12 protein-coding genes are annotated in these 25,073 nt (G+C 73.0%); 2 read left to right on the forward strand and 10 right to left on the reverse strand.

The features are described from left to right. Nucleotides 1-23 precede the first annotated feature (23 nt). The 4 genes from ACIG5F_RS38315 to ACIG5F_RS38330 form a co-directional block, all read right to left on the reverse strand. A complete protein-coding gene (locus ACIG5F_RS38315) occupies nt 24-12,677 on the reverse strand; it encodes an SDR family NAD(P)-dependent oxidoreductase (protein WP_396524938.1) in 12,654 nt (4,217 codons plus the stop codon). 37 nt (nt 12,678-12,714) lie between these two features. Then, nucleotides 12,715-13,956, reverse strand: a complete 1,242-nt coding sequence (locus ACIG5F_RS38320) for a type III PLP-dependent enzyme (RefSeq protein WP_396524939.1) — start codon at nt 13,954-13,956, stop codon at nt 12,715-12,717. Next, on the reverse strand, nt 13,953-15,443 hold the full coding sequence (locus tag ACIG5F_RS38325; RefSeq protein ID WP_396524940.1) for an AMP-binding protein: 1,491 nt from the start codon (nt 15,441-15,443) through the stop codon (nt 13,953-13,955). Before ACIG5F_RS38325 ends, ACIG5F_RS38320 begins: the two co-directional genes overlap by 4 nt. A gap of 119 nt (nt 15,444-15,562) precedes the next feature. Beyond that, nucleotides 15,563-17,065 (reverse strand): AMP-binding protein, encoded by a 1,503-nt coding sequence (locus ACIG5F_RS38330; protein WP_396524941.1) that lies wholly within the window; start codon nt 17,063-17,065, stop codon nt 15,563-15,565. Nucleotides 17,066-17,245: 180 nt separating this feature from the next. Between ACIG5F_RS38330 and ACIG5F_RS38335 the strand changes: the two genes are divergently transcribed. After that, a complete protein-coding gene (locus ACIG5F_RS38335; protein WP_396524942.1) occupies nt 17,246-17,503 on the forward strand; it encodes an acyl carrier protein in 258 nt (85 codons plus the stop codon). Between the two features lie 50 nt (nt 17,504-17,553). Here ACIG5F_RS38335 and ACIG5F_RS38340 read toward each other — a convergent pair whose 3' ends face one another. The 4 genes from ACIG5F_RS38340 to ACIG5F_RS38355 form a co-directional block, all read right to left on the reverse strand. Continuing rightward, entirely contained in the window at nt 17,554-18,495 is a 942-nt protein-coding gene (locus ACIG5F_RS38340) for an ACP S-malonyltransferase (RefSeq protein WP_396524943.1), read from the reverse strand. Nucleotide 18,496: 1 nt separating this feature from the next. Next, a complete protein-coding gene (locus ACIG5F_RS38345; protein WP_396524944.1) occupies nt 18,497-19,396 on the reverse strand; it encodes a proline iminopeptidase-family hydrolase in 900 nt (299 codons plus the stop codon). Between the two features lie 63 nt (nt 19,397-19,459). After that, on the reverse strand, nt 19,460-20,584 hold the full coding sequence (locus ACIG5F_RS38350; protein ID WP_396524945.1) for a DegT/DnrJ/EryC1/StrS family aminotransferase: 1,125 nt from the start codon (nt 20,582-20,584) through the stop codon (nt 19,460-19,462). Nucleotides 20,585-20,594: 10 nt separating this feature from the next. Further along, on the reverse strand, nt 20,595-21,206 hold the full coding sequence (locus tag ACIG5F_RS38355) for a dTDP-4-dehydrorhamnose 3,5-epimerase family protein (protein WP_396524946.1): 612 nt from the start codon (nt 21,204-21,206) through the stop codon (nt 20,595-20,597). Nucleotides 21,207-21,380: 174 nt separating this feature from the next. On the opposite strand from ACIG5F_RS38355, the gene rfbA reads away from it, so the two are divergent. Continuing rightward, entirely contained in the window at nt 21,381-22,253 is an 873-nt protein-coding gene (rfbA, locus tag ACIG5F_RS38360) for a glucose-1-phosphate thymidylyltransferase RfbA (protein WP_396524947.1), read from the forward strand. Between the two features lie 55 nt (nt 22,254-22,308). Here rfbA and ACIG5F_RS38365 read toward each other — a convergent pair whose 3' ends face one another. Together ACIG5F_RS38365 and ACIG5F_RS38370 are read right to left on the reverse strand one after the other, a co-directional pair. Then, nucleotides 22,309-24,054 carry a 3-hydroxyacyl-CoA dehydrogenase family protein gene (locus tag ACIG5F_RS38365; protein WP_396524948.1) on the reverse strand — a complete coding sequence of 582 codons (1,746 nt, stop codon included), beginning with the start codon at nt 24,052-24,054 and terminating at the stop codon, nt 22,309-22,311. Next, nucleotides 24,054-25,061 (reverse strand): 3-oxoacyl-ACP synthase III family protein, encoded by a 1,008-nt coding sequence (locus ACIG5F_RS38370; protein ID WP_396524949.1) that lies wholly within the window; start codon nt 25,059-25,061, stop codon nt 24,054-24,056. The genes ACIG5F_RS38365 and ACIG5F_RS38370 overlap by 1 nt, the downstream gene beginning before the upstream one ends. Nucleotides 25,062-25,073 lie beyond the last annotated feature (12 nt).

The raw sequence follows: 25,073 nt of genomic DNA on the forward strand, positions 1-25,073 counted from the left end.
ACGAGACGCCCCCAGGGCGGTGCTCAGCGAAACGTCTCGAGCTCGCCGTCGAGGATGTCGAACAGGTCCTCGGCAGTCGCGGTCTCGATGTCCTCACGGTCGTTCTCCTCGGCGGCCCGGCCGGTCTTCTCGGCCCACCGCATGGCCAGCGCCCGCAGCCGGGCTTCCACGCGGTCGCGCAGCCCGTCGTCCAGCCGCGCGCCGCCGGCCGTCTCTTCGTCCACAATGGACTCAAGTTGGGCCAGTCCGACCTCGATCGGCGACGGCTCCGGCTCGTCCTCGCCCAGCAGCTCGACCCGGATCAGGTCGGCGACGGCGGTCAGGGTCGGATAGTCGAAGATGAGGGTCGCCGGCAGCCGGACGCCGGCCGCCGCGCTGAGGCGGTTGCGCAGTTCCACGGCGGTCAGCGAGTCGAAGCCCAGTTCCTTGAACGGTCGGCCCGGATCCACCGACGTCCGGTCGGCGTGCCCGAGCACCACGGCCACGTGCTCGCACACCAGGTCGGTCAGCAGGCGGGCCCGGCCGGACCGGGGCAGCGGAGCCAGCCGCTCCGCCAGGGTCAGTTCGGCCCCGGCGGCCGTGGCCGCGACCGCGCGCCGGGCGGGCCCGCCCACCAGGCCGCGCAGGATCGCCGCCCCGCCCTCGGTTCGCGAGCGCAGCGCCGCGAGGTCGAGCCGGATCGGGACCACGGTCGGTTCGGGGCGGGCCAATGCCTTGTCCAGCAACGCCAATCCGTGCTGTCCGGACAGCGGCAGCACACCGGAGCGGTTGAGCCGGTGGATGTCGGCATCGGCCAGGTTCACGGTCATGCCGCCGACCTCGGGCGACCACATGCCCCAGGCCAGGCTCACCGCCGGCCGGCCGGTGGCCCGGCGACGCGTGGCGAGGCCGTCGAGGAAGGCGTTGGCCGCCGCGTAGTTGCCCTGGCCGGCCCCGTCGAGCGTGCCCGCCGACGAGGAGAACAGGACAAACGCGTCGAGATCGCGGTGCCGCGTCAGCTCGTGCAGATGCCGTGCCGCGTCGGCCTTCGGGTCCCACACGCGGTCCAACTGCTCGGCCGTGAGCGACTCGAACACGCCGTCGTCGACCACGCCGGCCGTGTGCACAACCGCGGTCAGGTCGACCCCGTCGATCACCGCGGCCAGCTGGTCGCGGTCCGACACGTCGCAAGCCACGACCCGGACATTCGCGCCCAGTCGGGTCAATTCCTCGGTCAGCTCCCGAGCGCCGGGCGCTTCGAGGCCGCGCCGGCTGGTCAGCAGCAGGTCCCGCACGCCGTGCTCGGTGACGAGGTGTCGGGCGACCAGACTGCCCAGGCCGCCGGTGCCGCCGGTGACCAGCACGGCGCCGCCGATCGGGTCCGTGTTCGGCACGGTGAGCACGACCTTGCCGACGTGCCGGGCCTGGGCCAGATACCGGAAGGCGTCCGGGGCCTTGCGCACGTCCCAGGCCCGCAGCGGCAGCGGCGTGAGCACGCCCCGCTCGATCAGGCCGACGATCTCGGTCAGGATCTCCCTGGTCCGGTCCGGGCCGGCGTCGGACAGGTCGAAAGCCCGGTAGGCCACGCCGGGATGGTCGCGTGCGACCCGCTCCGGCTCCCGGACGTCGGTCTTGCCCATCTCCGCGAACCGGCCGCCCCGAGGCAGCAGCTCCAAGGAGGCGTCGACGAACTCGCGGGCCAGCGAGTTCAGCACGACGTCGACACCGCTTCCCCCGGTCACGTCGGCGAAGCGCGCGGCGAAGCCGACATCCCGGGAGGAAGCGATGTGATCCGGCGCGACGCCCAGTCCACTCAGGACGGACCACTTCGCCGCGCTGGCGGTGCCGAACACCTCGGCCCCCAGATGCCGGGCCAGCTGCACGGCCGCCATGCCGACGCCACCGGCGGCGGCGTGGATGAGCACCTTCTCGCCCGCCCGCAGTCCGGCCAGGTCGACCAGGCCGTAGTAGGCGGTGGCGAACACCGCCGGCACGGACGCGGCTTCGGCGAAGGTCAGCCCCGCCGGCTTGGCGACGATCATCCGCTGATCGGCGACGGCGTACGGGCCGAAGCCGCCGTCGAACAGGCCGAGCACGCGGTCGCCGGGGGCGAACTCGGTGACCTCCGAGCCGACGGCCACCACGACACCGGCGGCCTCGCAGCCGAGGTCGGCCTGCGCCGGGTACATGCCCAGGGCGATCAGGACGTCCCGGAAGTTGACGCCGCCGGCCCGCACGGCGATCCGCACCTCGCCAGGGGCCAGGTCCCGATCGCTGTCGGCGGCGACCAGGGCGAGGTTGTCCAGGGTCCCGCTGGCCGTGAGGCCCAGCCGCCACGGCCCGGCCGGCACGGCCAGCATGTCCGCATCGGACGCTCGGGCCAGGCGCGGCGCCAGCAGCTCGCCCTCCCGCAGGGCCAGCTGCGGCTCGTCACCGGCCAGCGCCGCCGGCAGTGCCCGGTAGGACGCCTCGGTGTCGTCGATGTCGATCAGCCTGAAGCGGCCGGGGTTCTCCTCCTGGGCCGCCCGCACCAGGCCCCACAGCGCCGCGTGGGAAGGGTCGACCAGGGCATCCTCCGGGCGGGCTGTGACCGCCGCCGATGTCGCCACGGTGAGGACCGGGGCCTGCTCGTCTCGCAGCCGGCCTTGCAGGAACTCCATTGTGCGTCGGGTGAGCTCCTTGGCCGACGACGCCTGGCCCGCGTCGAACAGGGCGGGCCCGTCGGAGTCCGCCACGGCGACCCCGGCGGAGCGCAGGGCAGCGGCCAGCCGGCCCGGTTCCCCAACGAGGACAACAGCGTCGGAACCGGCGGGCGCGGGCGGCACTCGGGTCCACTCGACCCGGAACAGCGAGTCGTCCGTGACGGCGCCGAGCTGGTCCGGGGACACTGGGCGCATGGCCAGCATGCCGACCGTCGCCACCGGCTTGCCGGTCGTGTCGGCCAGCTGGAACGCGGCCGCCCCGCTGTCGGTTCGAACCATTCGGACCCGAACCTTCGTCGCGCCGGTCGCGTGCAGGGCGATGTCCGTCCACGCGAACGGCAGGAGCGGCTGGTCGGAGGCGGACTGCCCGTCCAGCTCGATCGTGTGCAGGGCGGCGTCGAGCAACGCCGGATGCACCCCGAACCGACCGGCGTCACCGGCTTGCGCCGGCAGCGTGACCTCGGCGAACACCTCGTCCCCGCGTCGCCAGGCCGCGCTGAGCCCACGGAACGACGGGCCGTAGGCCGCGCCCTCGCTGGCCATTCGGCCGTACAGGCCGTCGATCTCGATCGGGACCGCCTCGACCGGCGGCCACTCCCCCAGGTCATATTCCGGCTGGTCGCCGGCGGGGGCCAGCACACCGGCGGCGTGCCGGATCCACGGTCCGCCAAGGGCTCGCGAGTGCACCGACATCGAGCGCCGGCCGGCATCGTCGGCGGCGTCGACCGTGACGTGCACGTCCACGGCCTCGTGACCGGTCAGCACCAGCGGCGCCTCGAGTGTCAACTCCTCGATCGAGTCGCACCCGACCTGGTCGCCGGCCCGCAGCGCCAACTCGACGAAGCCGGTGCCAGGGAACAGGACCGTGTCGAGGATGACGTGATCGGCCAGCCACGGCTGGGCGCCGGCCGAGAACCGGCCGGTCAGCACCACGCCATCGGACCCGGGCAGCGCCACGGCCGCACCCAGCAGCGGATGTTCGACCGCCCGCTGCCCCAACCCGGAGGCGTCGCCCACCGCGCCGTCACCGGTCAGCCAGAAGGTCTCCCGCTGGAAGGCGTAGGTGGGCAGGTCGATCCGCCGCCCGCCGCCGAACACGCCAGCCCAGTTCACCTCGACACCACGGGTGAAAGCCGAGGCCAGCGCCGCGACGGCGGTCTGGGCCTCGTCGCGGTCCTTGCGCAGGAGCGGCGTGAACGCGCGGTTCCCGTCGCCCGGCAGGCAGTCCTGGGCCATCGCCGACAGCACACCGTCCGGCCCGAGCTCAAGGAAGGTCGTCACCCCGGCCTCGTCCAGGCGCCGCACCGCGTCGAGGAAGCGAACGCCGCCGCGGACCTGGCGGACCCAGTGCTCCGGGTCGGTGACATCGGCGTAACCGTCCAGAGTGGACATGATCGAGATGCTCGGTTCCTTGTAGCTCAACGACTCGGCCACCGCCCGGAACTCGGCCAGCATCGGCTCCATCAGCGGCGAGTGGAACGCGTGCGACACCCGCAGCCGCCGAGTCTTGCGCCCCAGGGCGGCAAAGTGCCGAGCCACCGCCTCAGCGGCATCGTCCTCACCCGACACGACAACGGCTTGCGGGCCGTTGATCGCGGCGATCGAGACGCCATCGGTGAGCAGCGGCAGCACCTCGTCCTCGGTGGCCCGCACGGCGATCATCGCGCCGCCGCCGGGCAGCGCCTGCATCAACCGGCCACGGGCGCTCACCAACCGGCAGGCGTCGGGCAGGGACAGGACGCCGGCGACGTGTGCCGCCGCGATCTCGCCGATCGAGTGGCCGGCCAGGTGATCGGGCCGGATGCCCCACGACTCCAGCAACGCGAACAGGGACACCTCCACCGCGAACAACGCCGGCTGGGCGTGCTCGGTCCGGTCCAGCGACTCCGCGTCGTCGCCGAGGACGACGTCACGCAGCGCCGGGTCCAGCAACGCCAGGATCTCGTCGAACTTCGCCGCGTAGACCGGAAACCTCTCGTACAGGCCACGGCCCATGCCCAGCCGCTGGCTGCCCTGGCCGGTGAACAGGAACGCCACCTTGCCCTCGGACACCTCGCCCCTGATCACCTCGGCCGACGCCGCTCCGTCGGCCAGCGCGGTCAGGCCCCGCGTGAGGTCGTCGGACAGCACGACGGCCCGGCACTCGAAGGCGGATCGGGTGGTGGCCAGGGAATAGGCGAGGTCGCTCAGGTTCGGGCGGTCGATCTCCAGCAGGCGGGCGGCCTGGGCCCGCAGCGCCGCCTCGGACCGGGCCGAGACCGGCACCGGCAGCGGCCCGGCGAACTCGGCGGTGTCCACGACCGGCGTGGGCCGCGCCTGTTCGAGGATGATGTGGGCGTTCGTGCCGCTGATGCCGAACGAGGAGACGCCGGCCCGGCGGGGGCCGGAGTCCTTGTCCCACGGGCGGTTCTCGCCCAGCAGTTCGACCGAGCCCAGTTCCCAGTCCACATGGGACGATCGGGGCGAGGCGTGCATGGTGCGCGGCAGCACCGCGTGGCGCAGCGCCATCACCATCTTGATCACGCCGGCGACCCCGGCCGCGCACTGGGTGTGGCCGATGTTGGACTTGACCGTGCCCAGCCACAGCGGCCGCCCGTCGGGCCGGTCCTGGCCGTAGGTCGCCAGCAGCGCCTGGGCCTCGATCGGGTCGCCCAGCGTGGTGCCGGTGCCGTGCCCCTCGACAACGTCCACATCGGACGCCGAGATCCCGGCGGCGGCCAGCGCGCGGCGGATCACCCGCTGCTGCGCCGGGCCGCTGGGCGCGGACAGGCCGTTGGACGCGCCGTCCTGGTTGACCGCCGAGCCCCGCACGACCGCCAGCACCGGGTGGCCGTGGCGTTCGGCGTCGGACAGCCGTTCCAACAGCACCATCCCGATGCCCTCGGCGAAGCCGGTGCCGTCGGCGGCGTCGGAGTAGGCCTTGCAGCGCCCGTCGGCGGCCAGTCCCCGCTGTCGGGCGAACTCCACGAACAGCCCGGGCGAGGACAGCACGGTCACGCCGCCGGCGATGGCCAGCGTGCTGTCGCCGCGCCGCAGCGACTCGGCGGCGAGGTGGATCGTCACCAGCGAGGACGAGCAGGCGGTGTCCACGGTGACCGCCGGCCCCTCCAAGCCGAGCACATACGCCACCCGACCGGAGATCACCGAGGTCGACACGCCGGTCGTCAGGTACCCCTCGACACCGTCGGGCAGGGTGGACAGGCCCTCGGCGTAGCCGGTGGCCGTCGCGCCGACGAACACGCCGGTGGCGCTGCCGCGCAGGGAATGCGGGTCGATGCCGGCCCGTTCCAGCACCTGCCACGCGGCCTCCAGCGTGAGCCGCTGCTGGGGATCGGTGGCCAGGGCCTCCCGGGGCGAGATGCCGAAGAAGGCGGCGTCGAACTCGCCGGCGTCGTGCAGGAACCCGCCCTCGCGGGAGTAGCTGGTGCCGGGGTTGGCCGGGTCCGGGTGGTACAGCCCGGCCAGGTCCCAGCCGCGGTTGGACGGGAAGGTGGAGATGGCGTCGCCGCCGTCGACCACCAGCCGCCACAGGTCCTCCGGCGACTCGACGCCGCCCGGATAGCGGCAGCTCATGGCCACGATGACGATCGGGTCGTCGTCGTTCGACACCGCTGGCGGGGCCGCGGTCTCCACGGCCGTGACGGCGCCGAGCACCTTGGTCCGGAGCAGTCTCGCCAGCTCGACGGCGTTCGGGTGGTCGAACACCACGGTGGCCGGCAGCCGGAGGCCGGTGGCGGCGTTGAGCCGGTTGCGCAGCTCCACCGCCGTGAGCGAGTCGAAGCCCAGATCACGGAACGCGCGGCGGGCATCCACCGCGTCAGGCGTGGCGTGGCCGAGCACGGCGGCAGCCTGGGTGCGGACCAGGGTCACCAGCAGGCGATCCTGTTCCGTAGCCGGCAATCCGGCCAGCCGCTGTTCGAGGGCCGAGCCGGTGACGGCGGTGGCGTCGGTGGCCACGGCCCGTCGCGACGGCCCGCGGACCAGCCCGCGCAGCAGCGCCGGGGCGTCCCGCATGGCCTTGGTGTGCAAGGGAATGGGCACCAGCAGCGGCTCGTCGATCAGGAGGGCCTGGTCGAACAGCGCCATGCCCTCCTCGGCGGTGATGCCCCGGCTGCCGGCGCGTTCCATCCGGGCCACGTCGGCGTCGGCCAGGTGGGCGCTCATGCCGCTGCGCTGCGTCCAGAAGCCCCAGGCCAGCGACGCCGCCGGCAGTCCCACGGCGCGGCGGTGCGCGGCGAGGGCGTCCAGGAAGGTGTTGGCCGCCGCGTAGTTGCCCTGGCCGGCGTCGCCGAGGATGCCGGCGGCCGAGGAGTACAGGACGAACAGCCCCAGGTCCCGGTCGCGGGTCAGCTCGTGCAGATGCCAGGCGGCGTCGACCTTCGGCCGGAACACGGTGTCGATCCGGTCCGGGGTCAGGGATCCGAGCGTGCCGTCGTCGAGCACGCCGGCCGTGTGCACGACCCCGGTCAGCGCCGGAATGTCCGCCAGCAGGCCGGCCAGCGCGTCCCGGTCGGAGAGGTCGCACGCGCGAACCGTCGCCGAGGCGCCGAGCTCGGCCAGCTCGGCGACGATGTCCGCGCCGGCGCCGCTGCGACTGGCCAGCACCAGGTTCCGCACGCCGTGCGCCGTCACCAGGTGCCGGGCCACGATGCCGCCGAGCGTGCCGGCCCCGCTGATCAGCACCGTCCCGCTCGGGTCCAGGGTCGGCGGCATGGTCAGCACGACCTTGCCGGTGTGCTGGGCCCGGGACATGAGCCGGAACGCGTCGCGAGCCCGGCGGATGTCCCACGTCAGCACCGGAAGCGGCTGCACCGCGCCCTGTTCCAGCAGCGCCAGCACGGTGGTCAGCATGTCCCGAAGGCGGTCCGGCCCGGCCTCCATCAGCGAGTACGGGATGTACTCGACGCCGGGCAGGTCGGCGGGATCCCGCTTGTCGGTCTTGCCCATCTCCAGGAACCGGCCGCCCGGCGACAGCAGCCGCAGCGAGGCGTCGGTGAACTCGCCGGCCAGCGAGTTGAGCACCACGTCGACGTCGCCGAACTTGGCCTCGAACTCCAGGGTCCGCGACGAGGCGATGTGGTCGTCGTCGAGACCGAGGCCGCGCAGCGTGTCCCACTTGGCCGGGCTCGCGGTGGCGAACACCTCCGCGCCGACGTGCCGGGCCAGCTGAACGGCGGCCATGCCGACGCCACCGGCCCCGGCGTGGATCAGCACCGACTCGCCGGCCCGGAGCCGGCCGAGGTCGAACAGCCCGTAGTACGCGGTCAGGTAGACGACCGGGAGCGAGGCGGCGCGGGTGAACGACCAGCCCTCCGGCACACGGGCCAGCAGGCGGCGATCGGTGACGCCGACCGGCCCGAAAGCCCCGTCCAGCAAGCCCATCACGCGGTCGCCGGGCACCAGGTCGGTGACCTCGGAGCCGACCTCAAGCACGACGCCGGCGACCTCGCCGCCGATCGGCTCGTCGTTCTCCGGCACCATGCCCAGGGCCACGACGACGTCCCGGAAGTTCAACCCGGCGGCCCGGATCGCCACCCGCACCTCGCCCGGCGCCAGCGCGGCGGCCGCCCGCGGCCACGGCACCAGCTCCAGGTCGGCCAGGCTCTCCTTCCGGACCGACTCCAGCCGCCACTGCGCCGACCCCGCCGGCGGCACCAGCGATTCGGTCGTGGCTGCCGGGGCCAGCCGCGGCGCGAGCACAGTGCCGCTGCGAACGGCGAGTTGCGGCTCGCCGGCGGCGATGGCCGCCAGCACCGCGTCCATCGGCGCGTCGGCCGATTCGAGGTCCAGCAACACGAAACGGTCGGGATTCTCCGTCTGCGCGGTCCGGATCAGGCCCCACAGCGGCGCGTGGGCCAGCTGCGCCGCGTCGCTGTCGGCGGCGACCGCGCCGGTCGTCACGAACACCAGCTTGGCCCGGCTGTCGGGCGGCCAGGACTGGGCCAGCAGGAGGGCTCGATGGGTGTCTTCGTAAGCCGCGCCAAGCACATCCGCGGCCGGGGCGAACGACACGAAGGCCAGGTCGGCGTCGACCGCCTCGGCGCGTTCGACGGTCGGCAGCCCCGGCACGTTCGCGTCCAGCGCCACCGCGAGGCCGCGGAACGGGGTGTCGGTGGAGACCGGCGTCCAGTCGACCCGGTACAGCGCGTCGGTCCGCACCACCGGCTTCCCGACTGGCCGCGAGACCAGCGACTCCACTGTGGCCACGGCTGCGCCGGAGGAGTCGGTCAGCCGCAGCGACACCGTGTCCGGCGACGGGGACCACAGGCGTACCCGCAAGGCGGAAGCGCCGACGGCGTGCAGGGCATAGCCACTCCACGCGAACGGCAGACGCACGCCCTCGGCCCGGGAATTCAGCAACGCCTCGGCGTGCAGGGCAGCGTCGAGCAGGGCCGGGTGCAGGCCGAAGGCCGCAGCGTCGGCGTCGTCCGGCAGCGCCACCTCGGCGAAGATCTCGTCGCCGCGCCGCCACGCCGCCCGCACGCCCCGGAAAGCCGGGCCGTAGCCGTAGCCCTGATCGCCGAGCCCCTCGTAGAAGCCTTGCAGGTCAACCGGTTGCGCGTCGGCCGGCGGCCAGGGCTCGCGGGCGGACGCCTCGGGCAACCGGTCGACGGCGACAAAACCGTTGGCATGTCTGGTCCACGGCTGTCCTTCATCGACCCGGCTGTGCACACTCACCGACCGGCGGCCGGCGTCGTCGGGGCCGCTGACCAGCACCTGCAACTGGACGCCGCCGGTCGCGGGCAGCGGCAGCGGGGCCTCCAGCGTCAGCTCCTCCAGGAAGCCGCAGCCGACCTGGTCACCGGCGCGGACCGCGAGCTCGACGAACCCGGTGCCGGGGAACAGGATCTGGCCGTTGGCGGCGTGATCGGCCAGCCATGGGTGCGACCGCAGCGACACCTGCCCGGACAGCGCCACTCCGTCGGAGTCGGCGAGCGCCAGCGCCGCGCCGAGCAGCGGGTGCCGGGCGGCGGTCAGCCCGGCGGACCCGAGATCCGCGACCGGCTTGACCTCGTCCAGCCAGTAGCGCTCACGCTGGAACGCGTAGGTCGGCAGCTCCACCCGGTTGCCGGCGATACCCCAGTCGACGCTCACACCGCCGGCGTACGCCCCGGCCACCGAGAGCAGGAACCGCTTGAGGCTGCCTTCGTCGCGCCGCAGCGAGCCCACCACCACGCCGTCGACATCGGCCGCCGCGAGCGTGTCCTCGATGCTGACGGTGAGCACCGGATGCGGGCTGACCTCCACGAACACCCGGTGGCCGGCCGCCACCAGCTGGTCGATCACCCCGTGGAAGTTCACCGGGCGGCGGGCGTTGTCGAACCAGTACTCCGGCCCCAGCTCCCCGGTGTCGATCAGTTCTCCGGTCACCGTGGAGAAGAACGCCACGTCGCCGGAGCGGGGCGCGACCCAGGCCAGCATGTCGACCAGCTCGTCGTGCAGGGGATCGACCTGGGCGCAGTGCGAGGCCACGGTGGAGGCGATCATCCGCGCCCGGACGTCCCGCGACTCGCACCAGGCGACCAGCTCGGCCAGGGCGTCGAGATCACCGACCACTGTGGACGATCGCGGGCCGTTCATGCCGCCGATCGACAGGCGATCCGCCCATGGCGTCAACGCGTCGGCCAGCTCGTCGGCCCCGAGGGCCACCGCGACCACACCGCCCCGGCCGACCAGCTCACGCGCGAACAGCCGACTGCGCAGCACCACCAGGCAGGCGGCGTCGACCACCGACAGGCCGCCGGCCACGCACGCGGCGGCCACTTCGCCCTGGGAGTGACCGACCACGACGGCCGGCTTGACCCCCATCGACTCCCACAGCGCGGCCAGCGACACCATGACCGCGAACAGAACCGGTTGCACGACCTCGATGCTGTCCAGCGACACATCGCCCCGCAGCACGTCGGCGACCGACCAGTCCACGAACTGCTCGACCGCCTCCGAGCATTCCCGGAACCGCTCGGCGAACACCAGCGAGGAGTCCAGCAGTTCGGCCGCCATGCCGACCCACTGCGATCCCTGGCCCGGGAAGACGAACACCGGCCCGGCGTCGTCCGTCCGCGCGATGCCCCGCACGACGTTGGCCGCGGGCTCGCCGGCGCCGAGCGCGGACAGGCCGGCGATCAGCTCCGCCCGGTCGTCGGCCACCACGACGGCCCGGTGTTCCCACTGCGTCCGGGTGGTGAGCGAGGAGTACGCGAGGTCCACAAGGGACAGTTCGCCCACCTGCTCGGCCAGCCGCCCGGCCTGCGCCCACAACGCCCGTTCGGTGCGACCGGAGACCACAACCGGCACGGGACCGCTGGACGGCGTGAACGGCTCGGCCGGCTCGGCCGGGGACTCTTCGAGGATCACATGCGCGTTCGTGCCGCTGACGCCGAAGGACGACACCGCCGCCCGGCGCGGGCCGGTTTCCTTGTCCCACGGCGTGTTCTCGGTCAACAGCCGCACGGCCCCGAGCGACCAGTCGATGTGCGGCGACGGCTTGTCGGCGTGCAGGGTGCGCGGCAGCACGCCGTGCCGCATCGCCATCACCATCTTGATCACGCCGGCCGAGCCGGCGGCCGCCTGGGTGTGGCCGATGTTGGACTTGACCGAGCCCAGCCGCAGGGCCCATTCCTCGGCCCGGCCCCGCCCGTAGGTGGCCATCAGGGCGTGGGCCTCGATCGGGTCGCCGAGCGGGGTGCCGGTGCCGTGCGCCTCCACGGCGTCCACATCGGACGGTTCGAGGCCGGCGTTGGCCAGCGCCTGGCGGATCAGCCGCTCCTGGGCGACCCCGTTGGGGGCGGTGAGCCCGCTGCTGGCCCCGTCCTGGTTGATCGCGGACCCCTTGATCACCGCCAGCACCGGGTGCCCGTTGCGCCGCGCGTCCGACAACCGCTCCACCAGCAGAATGCCGGCGCCTTCCGAGAAACCGGTGCCGTCGGCCCCCGCCCCGAACGCCTTGCAGCGCCCGTCCGGGGAGATGGCGCGCTGCCGGCTGAACGCGGTGTAGGTGCCGGGCGTGGACATCATCGTCACGCCGCCGGCCAGCGCCAGCCCCGTCTCCCCGGTGCGCAGCGACTGGCAGGCCAGGTGCAGTGCGACCAGCGACGCCGAGCACGCGGTGTCGACGGTGAAAGTGGGACCCTGCAAGCCGAAGACGTAGGCCACGCGGCCGGACACCACACTCGGCGCGTTGCCGGTGACCAGGTAGCCCTCGACCTCGGCCGGGGCCTCGTGCAGCCGGGGGCCGTAGTCCTGCGGCTCGGCCCCGATGAACACGCCGGTCTGGCTGCCCCGCAGCGACCGCGGGTCGATGCCGGCGCGTTCGATCGCCTCCCAGGCCGTTTCCAGCACCAGCCGCTGCTGCGGGTCGGTGGCGACCGCCTCGCGCGGGTTGATGCCGAAGAAGTCCGGGTCGAACTCGGAGGCGTTGTGCAGGAAGTGGCCCTCGCGGGCGTAGCTGGTGTTGACGGCGTCGGGATCGTCGTCGAACAGCCGGTCCAGGTCCCAGCCGCGGTCGGTCGGGAACGGCGTCAGGCTCTCCCGGCCCTCGACCACGAACCGCCACAGCTGCTCGGGGGTGTCGATGCCGGCCGGGTAGCGGCAGCCGATGCCGATGATCGCGATCGGCTCGTCGGAGGCGATGACGGCCCGCACCGCCTGCTCGCCGTCGGCCGCGCCGAACAGGTCGGCCAGCAGGGAGTCGGCGACCGCCGCCGGCGTCGGGTGGTCGAAGGCGATCGTCACCGGCAGCGGCAGTCCGACCGCATCGGCCAACTGGTCCCGCAGGTCGACCGCGCCGAACGAGTCCAGGCCGAGGTCGCGGAAGCCCAGCTCGGCGTCGATCCGGTCGGGGGCGTCGGGCACCAGCTCCTGGAGGATCTCCCGCGTCAGCCCGGCGACCAGGTCCACCAGCCGACGGCGGCGGTCCTCGGCCGGCGCGGCCCGCAGCTCGCGCAGGAACGGCGCCTCGGCGGCGTTCGGGGAACTGGTCAGGTCGGGTTCGCTCATCGCGCGCGCTCCACGGTGCTCGGTCGGCAGTCGGAGGTCACTCGTACTTGCGGTGGAACTCGATTCGGGACGCGGACACGACCTCGTCGCCGCGCACGACCACCTCGACCGGCGCCGGCCGGCCCAGGAACATCAGCAGGCTCGCGGTCACGCCGTACGCGCCGGCGTTGGGGATGGTCACGACATCCCCGGGCAGCAGCGCCGGGGTGGGCACGCCCCGGCCGAGGACGTCGCCGGGTGTGCACAGCGGGCCGACGAGATGGGCCGGCGCCAACTGGTCCAGGTCGACGTCGCCGGCCATCGCCGCCGGGTCGAAGCCCACGGTGACCGGCAGCAGCCGGCCCAGCCCGGACATGCCGCCCAGGATGTTGATGCCGGCGTCGAGGATGACGAACCGCTGGCCCCGGCTCTGCTTGACGTTGACCACCGTGCACACCAGCTGCCCGCCGTCGCCGACCAGGTGCCGGCCCGACTCGCAGGCCACCCGCGGGGCGCCGGCACGCCAGCCCGGGAAGTGCGCGTCGAGGGTGGCGGCCAGCGCCGGGCGCAGCCCCGGATAGGACGGCCGGTCGCCGGGCACCAGGTAGGGGGCGGCGAAGCCGCCGCCGATGTCCAGCAGCCGCACCGGAATCCCCAGCCGGTGGTGCAGGTCGGCGGCCACCCCGATGGTGTGCCGGAACTCGTCGATCAGGCCGGCTTCGTCCTGGGAGTTGCTCAACGAGAACAGGTGCATGCCGGCCAGCCGCGTGCCCGGGACGGCCCGCAGTTCCGGCAGGATCTCCGGCAGCGTCTCGCTGTCCAGGCCGAACTGCGACGGGGCGCCGGTCATCCGGATGCTCGTCGACGCGCTGGCGGTGGCGCTGTTGATGCGCAGCAGGCAGTCCGCGGTCGCGCCGAGCGCGGTGGCGACCGCGCCGACGTGGCGCAGGTCGGACAGCGACTCGACGGAGAACGTGCGGACACCGGCGGCGATGGCGGCCCTGAGCTCGTCCTGGGTCTTGCCCGGCCCGGTGTAGAGCACGTCGGCGGGGTCGAAGCCGGCGTCGAGCGCGGCCGCGAGCTCGCCGGTGGAGCTGACCTCCGCCTGGCAGACCCGGTCACCGCCGGTCCGCAGCGCGCGGGCGATCTCGGGATGGGGGTTGGCCTTGAAGGAGAAGAACAGCTCCACGCCGTCGGGCAGGGCGGCGAACAGGTCACGCCGGGCCGCGGTGACCCGGTCGAGGTCGTAGACGTAGAGCGGGGAACCGAAGCGGCGGGCGAGGTCGGCGTTGCGACTCATGCCGTGCTGCCCTCCAGTAACGACGTCAGCTGCTGGCGCTCGTTCTTTCCGTTGAGCGTCAACGGGAATCGCTCCAGCACGTGGCAGACGGCCGGCACCTTGGGCGGCTCCAGCCTCGTCGCCAGCTCGCGCAGGACGGCCTGCGGGGCCAGATCGCTCTCCACGAACAGGGTCAGGTCGTGGCGGTCGGTCGGCGGCAGCACCGCGGCCGCGCGCACGCCGGGCACGTCCATCGCCGCCGCCTCGATCTCGACGGTGCTCATGCGATGGCCCTTGCGCTTGAACATGTCGTCGCGCCGGCCCTCGAAGTAGAGGTAGCCGTCCTCGTCGAGCAGGCCGTAGTCGCCGGTGTGCAGACGGATCTCGCCGGTGTCCGGGGCCGGCCGGTAGCACCGGTCGGTGAGCTCGGGGGCGCGCCAGTAGCCGGCCATCACGGTCGGGCCGGCCACGACGATCTCGCCGACCTGCCCGGCCGGCGCCGGATTCCCGTCGGCGTCGAGGATCAGCACCTCGGTGCCGGGCAGCGGCAGCCCCACCGCGTCGGGACGCTCGCGGTCCTGGGCCGGCGGCATGATCGTGACCCGCTTGCACTCGGTGATGCCGTACATGCGGACCACCCGCGCGCCGGGGAACGCCTCGCGCAGGCCGGCCACCGTGGCGGCCGGCAGCGCCGCCCCGGTGTTGGTGAACATGCGCACGGTCGGCGTGGAGCCGGGATCGCGGCGGCCCAGGCTGGACAGCATCGCGCCGAGCGACGGCACGACCGGCACGATCGTCGCCCCGCACGACCGGATCCGGTTGACCAGCGCGGTGTCCGACGCGTCGTCGGCCAGCACCAGCTCGGCGTGGCCCAACGCGGACAGGAAGATCTGGTAGAGGCCGTAGTCGAAGGACAGCGGCAGCCGGGTGAACACCACGTCGCCCGGGTGGTAGTCGAGCACGGCGTTGATCGCCGCCGCGGCGAACGTCACCTGCCGGTGCGGGCACACCACGCCCTTGGGGGCGGCGGTGCTGCCCGAGGTGTAGATCAGGAACGCGATGTCGTGCGGCGCCGGGCCGGCCGCGGGCGCCTGGCGGCCGTCGTCGGCCAGCCGCTCTACCTCGCGCCACACGTCGCCGATCCCGTGCACGGCAACCGAAGTCAGCTTCCGCACGGCCGAGGCGTCCTCGTCGGCGACGATGGCCAGGGCCGGCTCGCTGTCGGCCAGCACCGAGCGGAGGTGGAACTCCTTCATGCCCGGGTTGAGCGGCACCAGGACGGCCCCGGCCCGGGACGCCCCGTAGACCACGCCCACCAAGTGCCGGCTGTTGGGCAGCCGCACCAGGACCCGGTCCCCGGTGCGCACCCCGCGCTCGGCCAGCCACGCGGCGAAGGCGTGGCTGAGCCGGGCCAGCTCGCGATAGGCCCAGCGGCCCCGACCGTCACGCACCGCGTCGGCGTCGGGAGCCGCGGCCGCGGCCCGGTCGAGCAGCGAATGAACGAGCACGTCCGAATTGTCGAAAACCACGCCGTTCAATGACCCACCCCTCGGTGACTGAGAATGCTTTTCCGGCTCGCGGCGACGGTACGTGCGCCGACACCGCGATTCACACCCCTAACGTCCCCCTAATCGACCCGGCCCGCCTCGACCAGGATCTTTTCCGCCCGGCCCCGCAGTTCCACCCGGTCGACCTTGCGATTGGCATTGAGCGGCATATCGGCGAGCCGCCGGTAATGCCGTGGAATGAGCCCCACCGGCAGGGTGTCGCGCAGCTGGGCGGCGAACCGGCCGGCCGGGCAGTCCTGACCGGTGTAGAAGACGACCAGCTCGGTGGAGTCGCCGGCCGCCACCCCTACGGTCACCGCGTCCTCGACGCCGGCGCAGCCGCGCACGGCGTGGTCGATCTCGGCCAGCTCCACCCGCCAGCCCCGCACCTGGACCTGGGAATCGGCGCGGCCGAGGTAGACCAGCTCGCCGTTGTCGGCCCGCCGGACCCGGTCCCCGGTGGCGTACCAGGGCCGGCCGTCCCGCCGGGCGTAGCCGCCGACCTCGGCCGGATCCAGATAACCGCTGGTCAGCTGGGGCCCGGTGAGCCACAGCTCGCCCTCGGTGTCGGCCGGCCGGCCGGCCGCGTCGAGCAGGAGGTGCTCGTGCCCGGCGTTGGGCCGGCCGATCGGGGCCATGCCGTTGACGCCCAGGCCGGGCGAGTCCGGCGACCAGCGGTGCCGGGTGACGGTGATGGTCAGCTCGGTCGGCCCGTACAGGTTCTCCAGCGCCGAGTCCGGGGCCGCGCGCTGCCAGTCGGCGGCGTCCACGCACTTCAGGGCCTCGCCGGCGAACAGGCTCAGCCGCAGCCCGGGCAGGCTGCCGGCCCGCAGGCCGCCGGCCCGCCGCACCAGGCCGATGGCGCTGGGCGTGGAGAACCACACGGTGATGCCCTGGTCGGCGACGAACGCCGGCAGGTCGCGGTAGGCCACCGGCGGGACCGCGACCGCTGTGGCCCCGGCGCCCCAGGCCGTGAACAGGTCGAACATCGAGCAGTCGAAGGTGGTGTCGAAGGTCTGCGAGAAGGTGTCCCGCGGGGTCACCGTCCACCAGCAGTCGACCAGGCCGAAGTAGTGGGCCAGGTTGGCGTGGGTGATCGGCACGCCCTTGGGCCGGCCGGTCGAGCCCGAGGTGAACAGCACGTAGGCGGGGTCGTCCGGCGCCACCGCCACCGGAGCCGCCTCGGTGTGGCCGGGCATCGGACGGTGGGTGGCCAGCACCGGGACCGCCGGCAACTGGTCGACCAGGCTCTCCCCGGCCGCGTCGGTGATCAGGGCGTCGATGCCGGCCGCCGCCGCCATGCGGCGGGTGCGGACGACCGGGAAGTCCGGGTTGAGGGGCACCACGGCCGCGCCGGCGTAGCTCGCGGCCAGGATGCCGACGTAGCCGGTGACGCCCTTGCCGGCCAGCACGCCGACCGCCCGGGGCCGTCCGCCGGCCAGGTCGGCCAGCGCGCCGGCCCAGCGCAGCGCCAGCCGGTCCGCCTGCTCGTAGGTCAGCTGCTCGCTCCCGGCCCGGAACGCGGCGCGGTCCCGGGCCGCGGCCAGTCCGCGCCGGAAGCGCTCGTACAGCGCGTGCCCCATTCTTCCTCCATTCTCTGCCCGTGGACACCTGGCGCGAAGCCATTCACGGGCGACCCATTTTCACTACCCGGGAAATCCCGAGAAATTCTGGAAAATCATGGACACCGTCTCAGCGAGGCGATACCGTTGCCTTTCAGGGAATCCCCTTTTCGAACGCTGCCGGAAAGGACGACAATCGCCATGTGGAACGAGCAGTTCGACACCGTGCTCCGTCAATACCTCCCCTTCCTTCCCGCGGACGAGCCGCTGGACCCGGACATCGACCTGCGCGACTTCGGGCTCGACTCGCTGGGCATCGTCGACGTGCTCGGGGCGCTGGAGCAGGCCTTCCAGATCCGGTTCACCGAGGACCTGCTGACCGCCGACACCTTCCGGACGCCCAAGGTGCTCTGGACCGCGGTGGCCGGCCTGCGGGACGGCGACGTCGTGCGGAGCTGACCGCCGGCGCGGGTCCGGCCGAGACCGGACCCGCGATGGTCTCCTCGGCATCAGCGCTTCAGGGCCGCGCCGCCGGCGGCCAGGCGCGGTGTGACCGCGAGCAGGCGGAAGCTGTTCCGGCTCAACGGAACCCGGCCGAACAGACGGTCCTGGCCGCACACCACCATGTCCTCGACGCCCGCGCGCTTGAGCGTGCCGACCACCGAGGGCCAGCTCAGGGCCCGGGTGATGCCGTCGAGCAGCATCCGACGCACCCCGGCGGCGTCGGTGACCAGCGTGCCGTCGTGGTCGTCGACCAGCGGCAGCACCGGATCGGAGAACCGCAGCCCGGACAGCACCTCGCGCTCGGCCCGGTCCCGCAGCTCGGCGAACGCGGCCGCGTGCATGGGCGGGCGCATGGTGTAGAGCGGCAGCCCGCCGGCCGCCCGGACCCGGCCCGAGAGCCAGTCGGTTTCCTTGTCGGGCAACGAGATCATGTGGAAGTCGTGGTCGACGCGGCCGGCCACCTCGTGCCACGAGCCCCGCTCGGCCAGCTCGGCCAGGACGGCCCGCAGCGCCGGTTCGGGCGTGCGGGCGAAGGAGTAGGTCACGATGTCGGCGTGCGCGGTGCGGAAGTAGTCCTCCGTGCACCGGGCCAGTTCGGCGGTCAGCCGGACGGCCTGGGCGAACGGCAGGCAGCCGGCGAAGGCGACCGCCGCCTTGCCGCCGAAGCTCGGCCCGGCGACCACGTCGGGCGTCGTGCCCAGCTCGCGCCGGGCCCAGTGGGCCAGCGCGACGCAGTTGAGCATGAACGCGACCTGAGCGGCCTCGGTGTAGTCGTGCTCGGCGGCGCGGAACCGGTCGACCAGCGAGTAGCCGAGCACCCCGTCGGCGATCGCGGTCAGCTCGATCGCCGTCGGGTCGTTGAGCATGAAGCCGGACGCCTCGGCGAAGGTGGTCGGCCCCATGCCGGGGAACACCATCGCCGTGCCGGCGCGGAAGGCGCTTTCCATGTCATCGCCCCAGTTCGGTGAGGAACTCGGTCAGCACCGCGGTGAAGCGCTCCGGCTCCTCGAGATGCGGGATGTGGCTGGACTCCTCGAACAGCGCCCACCGCACGTCCGGGATCAGGTCCTGGTAGGGCTGCACGGTGGCCGGTGTGGCCTCGTCGTGCCGGCCGGAGATCAGCAGGGTCGGCACCGCGATGTCGGGCAGGCAGTCCACCACGCCCCAGTCGCGCAGGCTGCCGACCACGTGGAACTCGCTGGGCCCGTTCATCGTGTAGTAGACGGTGGGATCGTTGTAGATCTCCATGAAGGTGGCCATGAACTCGCGCGGCCACGGCGTCAGCCGGCACACGTGCCGGTTGTAGAACACCATCATGGCCTCGAAGTACTCGCGCGAGTCGGTGGTGCCGGCCGCCTCGTGCCGCCGCAGCGTGTCGTCGACGCCGGCCGGCAGCTGGTCCCGCAGCACCTTCATCTCCCGCAGCCACAACGGGTAGGAGGCCGGGGCGTTGGCCACCACCAGCCCGCGCAGGCCGGGCGGGCGGGCGGCGGCGTGCCGGGCCGCCAGCAGCCCGCCCCAGGACTGGCCGAACAGCACGTAGTCGCGGATCTCCAGCCGGGCCAGCAGGTTGGCCAGCTCGTCCAGGAACAGCGACGGCGTCCAGAAGTCCGCGCCCCGGTCCGGCAGGTGGGTCGATCCGCCGTTGCCGAGCTGGTCGTAGTGCACCACCGGCCAGCCCAGCTCGGCGAACCGGGCCAGGCCGACCAGGTAGTCGTGCGTGCTGCCCGGGCCGCCGTGCACCGCGACCAGGGCGGGTGCGGCAACACCCAGGTCCCCGGTCACCCGGTACCACGTCCGGTGCGGGCCGAACGGCACGGTCCCCTTGGAGGTGGGAGAAACAGTCATTGCACCAACCACTCTCTCGACGCTAGGGGATCAACGGCCCCCTACCGTTCCCCTGTCCTTCCCCTACCAGCCCTCACGGATCGTGGCGACGATGTGTTCCCGCTGCTCGTCGGTCACCCAGGACCCGACCGGCACGCACACGATGTTTCGGGCCACCCGGTCCAGCCCCGGCAGCAGCGCGGCGTAGTCACGGACCGTGGTGTGCAGGTCGTTGCGCTCGTGCACGTTGCTGACCATCACGCCGGCGTCGTCCATCCGCTTCATGAACGCGTCCCGGCGGTCCACCTTCATCGGGTAGATCCAGTACGAGGACTCGCGGTCGGGGCGGCGCTCGGTCAGCTGGAGTCCGGGCACGTCGGCCAGCTCGCGGTCGTAGAAGGCGGCGTTGGCCCGGTGCCGGGCCACCACCTGCCCCGACCACTCCAGGTTGGCCAGGCCGATGGCGGCGTTGATGTCGGTCATGTGGAACTTGAAGCCCCACTCGGTGACGTCAGGGGGGTTGCGCAGCCGGTCGGCGGTGCGGTCCACGCCGAACCAGCGCAGCAGGCGGGCCCGTTCCCACAGCTCGTCGTTCGGCAGCACGACCAGTCCGCCGTCGCCGGTGGTCAGGTGCTTGACCGCCTGGAAGCTGAACACCGTCACGTTGCCGTGCGTGCCCAGCGGGCGGCCCTGGTAGGTGGCGCCCCAGCCGTGCGCGGCGTCCTCGATCACCGTGGGGCGGAAGCCGAAGCGGGTCTCGGCCTCGTCCAGGATCGCGTCCAGCCGGTCCAGGTCGACCGGGTAGCCGGCGAAGTGCACGACCATGATCGCGCGGGTGCGGGGCGAGATCTTGCGGGCCAGGTCGTCCAGGTCCACGTTGAGGGTGGCCGGGTCGATGTCCACCCAGCGGATGCGCAGCCCGTTGGCCAGGATGGCCCAGTTGGTGGCCTCCATGGTCAGCGGCGTGGTCAGCACCTCGCCGTCCGGGTCGTGGCCGCGGCCGACGCCGCCGGTGACCAGGTGCAGGGCCAGGTGCAGGCCGGCGGTGGCGCTGCTGACGGTGGCCACCCGGGGGTTGCCGATCTGCTCGGCCAGCCGGCGCTCGAACTCGGCGACCTTGGCGCCCTGGCCGATCTGGCCACTGCTGAGCACGTCGGCCGCCGCGGCGGCGGCCAGCTCGCTCATCGGCGTCTGGAACAAGGGGATCATCGCGGTCTCCTCAGGCGACGGTGGCCAGGGCGGCCAGCTCGGCGTAACGGTCCTGGCACTGCGCCCAGGTCGGCAGGACGCCGAGCCGCTCGGCCTCGCGCAGGGTCGGGGCGGCCTGGTCCTTGGCCGACAGCACCGGCGGCACGTCGGTCGGCCACGGCAGGGCGAGGTCGGCGTCGAGCGGATTGATCTGGAACGCGGTGCCGGGCGACCAGGTGCTTGAGCACAGGTAGACCACGGTGGCCAGCTCGGACAGCGGCGCGAAGCCGTGCACCAGGCCCTCGGCCAGGTACAGGGCCTGCCGGTTGGCCGCGCTCAGCTCCACCGCCACGTGCTCGCCGTAGGTCGGCGAGCCGGTCCGGGTGTCCACCACGATGTCGACCATCGCCCCGGCCGGGCAGGTCATGTAGCGGGCCTGGCCGGGCAGCGCGATGCCGTGCAGGCCGCGGACCGTGCCGCGCACCGACGCCGAGCAGTTCACCTGGGCCACGCCCAGCGGGTGGCCGACGGCCCGCTCGAACGCGGGCAGGCTGAACATCTCCAGGAACTCGCCCCGATCGTCCGGGAACACTGTCGGCGTGACCAGGAAAACACCCTGGATGCCGAGCTGTTCTATTTCCACACGACACCTTCCTCCGGTCCGAAAACCACCGCCAAGCCGCTACAATTCGAGCGGTCGTCGATAATTCTCAAGACATCGACGCATCCCCGACAACCCCCTCACGGGCCGGGTAGGCACCCCTAGCCATCCCCCTATTCACCGCTCGTCGTTATCACGAGGACAAGGGGTATTTCCATGAAGGGAATCATCCTCGCCGGCGGTTCAGGAAGCCGTCTGCATCCGATGACGCTCGCCATGTCCAAACAACTGCTCCCGGTCGGCGACAAGCCGATGGTCTACTACCCGCTCTCGGTGCTGATGCTGGCCGGGATTCGGGAGATCCTGGTCGTGTCCACGCCGGCCGACCAGCCGCACTTCCGCGCCCTGCTCGGCGACGGATCCGATCTCGGCCTGGCCGTGGACCACGCCGTGCAGCCGACGCCCGGCGGGCTGGCCCAGGCGTTCCTCATCGGGGCCGAGCACATCGGCCACGACCCGGCCGCGCTGGTGCTCGGCGACAACATATTCCACGGCCCGGCGTTCTCGGACCTGCTCGTCGAGAACGCCAAGAACGTGGACGGCTGTGTGCTGTTCGGCTATCCGGTGACCGATCCGGAGCGGTACGGGGTCGGCGAGACCGATTCGACCGGCCGCCTGGTGAGCATCGAGGAGAAGCCGGCGCGGCCGCGGTCGAACCGGGCGATCACCGGGCTCTATTTCTACGCCAATGACGTGGTCGACCTGGCCCGGGAACTCACGCCGTCGGCCCGTGGCGAACTGGAGATCACCGATCTCAACCGCCGGTACCTGGACCAGGGCCGGGCCCGGCTGGTCGATCTGGGCCGCGGTTTCGCCTGGCTGGACACCGGCACCCCGGAATCACTGCTCCAGGCCGGCGAATACGTGCAGACGCTCCAGAGCCGGCAGGGCGTGCGCATCGCCTGCGTCGAGGAGGTGGCGCTGCGAATGGGCTACATCGACGCCGACTCGTGTTATCGGCTCGGGGCCCGGATGGGCAATTCCGACTACGGCCGCTACGTGATGGCCATCGCCCGGGAACTGGGCTGACGCGAAGGTCCCGTCGCCCGCGGTGGCGGGCGACGGGACCGGTCGCGCGGGGTGCTCAGCGGGGTTGGTGGACGTGGAAGCCGCGGCCGGCCTTGCGGCCGAGGCAGCCGGCGTCGACCAGACCGACCAGGGATCGGGCCGGGGCCAGCGCGGGATCGCCGAACGCCGCCTGGAGGCTCAGCTGGATCTGGAGGGACACGTCGAGGCCGACGACGTCGAGCAGGGCCAGCGGCCCCATCGGGAAGCCGTGCCCGCCGGTCATCACGTCGTCGATGTCGGCCGCGCCGACCCAGCGCTCCTGGAGCATCGCCGCCGCCCGGTTGAGATAGGGGAACAGCAGCGCGTTGACGATGAAGCCGGCCCGGTCGCCGCAGTCCACGGCGGTGCGGCCCAGCGACGCAACGACGGCGTGCGCGGTGGCCGCCGTGCCGGGCGAGGTCAGCGTCGTGCGCACCACCTCGACCAGGCGCATCGCCGGGGCGGGGTTGAAGAAGTGCAGGCCGATCACCCGCTGCGGCCGGCCGGTGGCGGCGGCGCAGGCCAGCACCGGCAGGCTCGACGTGGAGGTCGCCAGCACGGCTTTCTCGTCGCACACCAGGTCGAGCTCGGTGAACACGCGGCGCTTGAGGTCGAGGTCCTCGGCGACCGCCTCGATCACCAGGTCGCATTCGTCCAGGCCGCCGAGCGCTCCCACGCCGAGCAGCCGGTCCATGGTCGCGGCCCGGTCGGCCTCGGTCAGCCGGCCACGGCGGACACCACGGGCCAGCGACTCGTCGACGACGCCGAGCGCTTCCTTGGCCCGCACGTCGTTTCGCGCGGCGAGCACGGTCCGGTAGCCGGCGCGGGCGCACACCTCGGCGATGCCGGTGGCCATGGTGCCGGCGCCGACGACGCCGATCGAGCGCACCGGCGGGAGCGGCGTTTCGTCTTGCCGCGCCGGGGATTTCTCGGTCCAGCCGTACTGGTAGAAGCCGCGCCCGGTCTTGTGGCCGAGCTGGCCGCCGTCCCGCATGCGGGTCAGGACGCCGGCCGGCGCGAAGGTCCGGTCGCCGGTGCGCTCGTGCAGGGCCCGCAGCGTGTCGTGCACGACGTCCACGCCGATCTCGTCGATCTGGCTGAGCGGTCCGCTCGGCAGGCCGCAGCCCAGGCGCATCGCGGTGTCGATGTCGTCCCGGGAGGCGTAGCCCTCCTCGAACATCGTGGCCGCGCCGTTGAGGTAGCCCATCAGCAGGGCCCCGCCGACGAATCCGGGGTGGTCGCGGACGTAGATCGCCGTGAACCCCAACTCCCCCACCAGGTCGGCCACCGCCTCCCGCACGCCGGACTCGGTGACCGCCGTCGACACCAGCTCGACCGTGCCGTTCTCCGCCGGCATGGCCGACGGGAACAGGTGCAGTCCGACCGTCTTGGGCATCCGCCCGCACCGGGACGCGATCTCGGTGACGGAAAGGCCCGTGGTGGTCGTGGCGAAGACGGTGTCGGCCGGGCAGAACCCGTCGGCCCTGGTGAGCACGTCGAGCTTGGCCGGCAACCGTTCCGGCACCGCCTCGATGACCAGCGCCGCCACCGTCGCCGCCTCGATCTCGGCGGTGGGCTGGATCCGCGCCGCCACCTCGGCGGCCCGCTGGGCCGGCACGGTCTCCTCCATGCGCCGGCGGATCCGGTGGCGGCCGGCGAACAGCGCCGCGTCGTCGGCCTCGATCGCGATGACCCGCCGGCCGGTGGCCGCCATGGCCACGGCCAGCGCCGAGCCGACCGTGCCGAGGCCGATCACCGCGACCGTCGGAAAGGGCTTGCCCATCATGTGTCTCCTCCCCAGCGCAGCAGCGCCGTGGCGACCGTCATGCCGCTGCCGAACCCGGCCAGCAGCAGCATGTCGCCGTCGCGCAGCAGCCCGCCGCGGTTGGCTTCGTCCAGCGCGAGCGGAATGGATCCGGCGCTGGTGTTGCCGTGGTCGGCCACGGTCAGGTGCAGCCGCGCGGCCGGCAGGCCCAGGCGCGGCCGGATGTCCTGCAACATCACGGCGTTGGCCTGGTGCGGCAGGAAGTGGTCGACCCGCTCCGGTTCGACGCCGTGGCGGGCCAGCACCCGCCGCACCGCCGCCGGCACCTCGTCGTCGACGTACTCGCGGACGGCACGCCCGCTCATCCGGAAGAAGTGCCGGCCGTCGGCCAGCGTCCCGGTCGACGCCGGCAGCCGGCTGCCGCCGGCCTCCACTGTGATCAGCTCGTGCCGGTCGCCGTGGCTGCGCACGTCCGCGCCGACGAAGCCCCGGTCGGCCGGCACCGGGCCGAGCACCACCGCGCCGGCCCCGTCGCCGAACAGCACGGCGGTGCGCTTGTCGGTGCGGTCGATGATGCGCGAGTAGATGTCCGCGCCGATGACCAGCGCGTAGTTCTCGGCCGAGGGGTCCATCAGCTCGGCCGCCGCGGCCAGCGCGATGACAAATCCGCTGCACACGGCGTTCACGTCGAACGCGGCGGCGTTGACCGCGCCGATGCGGTCCTGCACCAGGCAGGCGGTCGGCGGCATGGGGTGGTCGGGGGTGCACGTGGCGACCAGGATCCAGCCGACCTGCTCGGGCCGGATGCCGGCGTCGGCCAGCGCCGCGCGGGCGGCGTGGGCGGCCAGGTCGGAGGTGGCCTCGTGCTCGGCGGCGTACCAGCGGTGGCGGACCCCGGTCTTGCGCAGGATCCACTCCTCGGTCACGCCGGTCCACTCGGCGATCCGGTCGTTGGAGACCTTCTCAGCCGGCAGGTACGAGCCGGTGCCGAGGATGCCGATGTTCCGGTCGCGGGCAACGTCCATCGGTGAGCTCCA

Source organism: Kutzneria sp. NPDC052558 (genome assembly GCF_044547355.1).
Lineage (GTDB): Bacteria > Actinomycetota > Actinomycetes > Mycobacteriales > Pseudonocardiaceae > Kutzneria.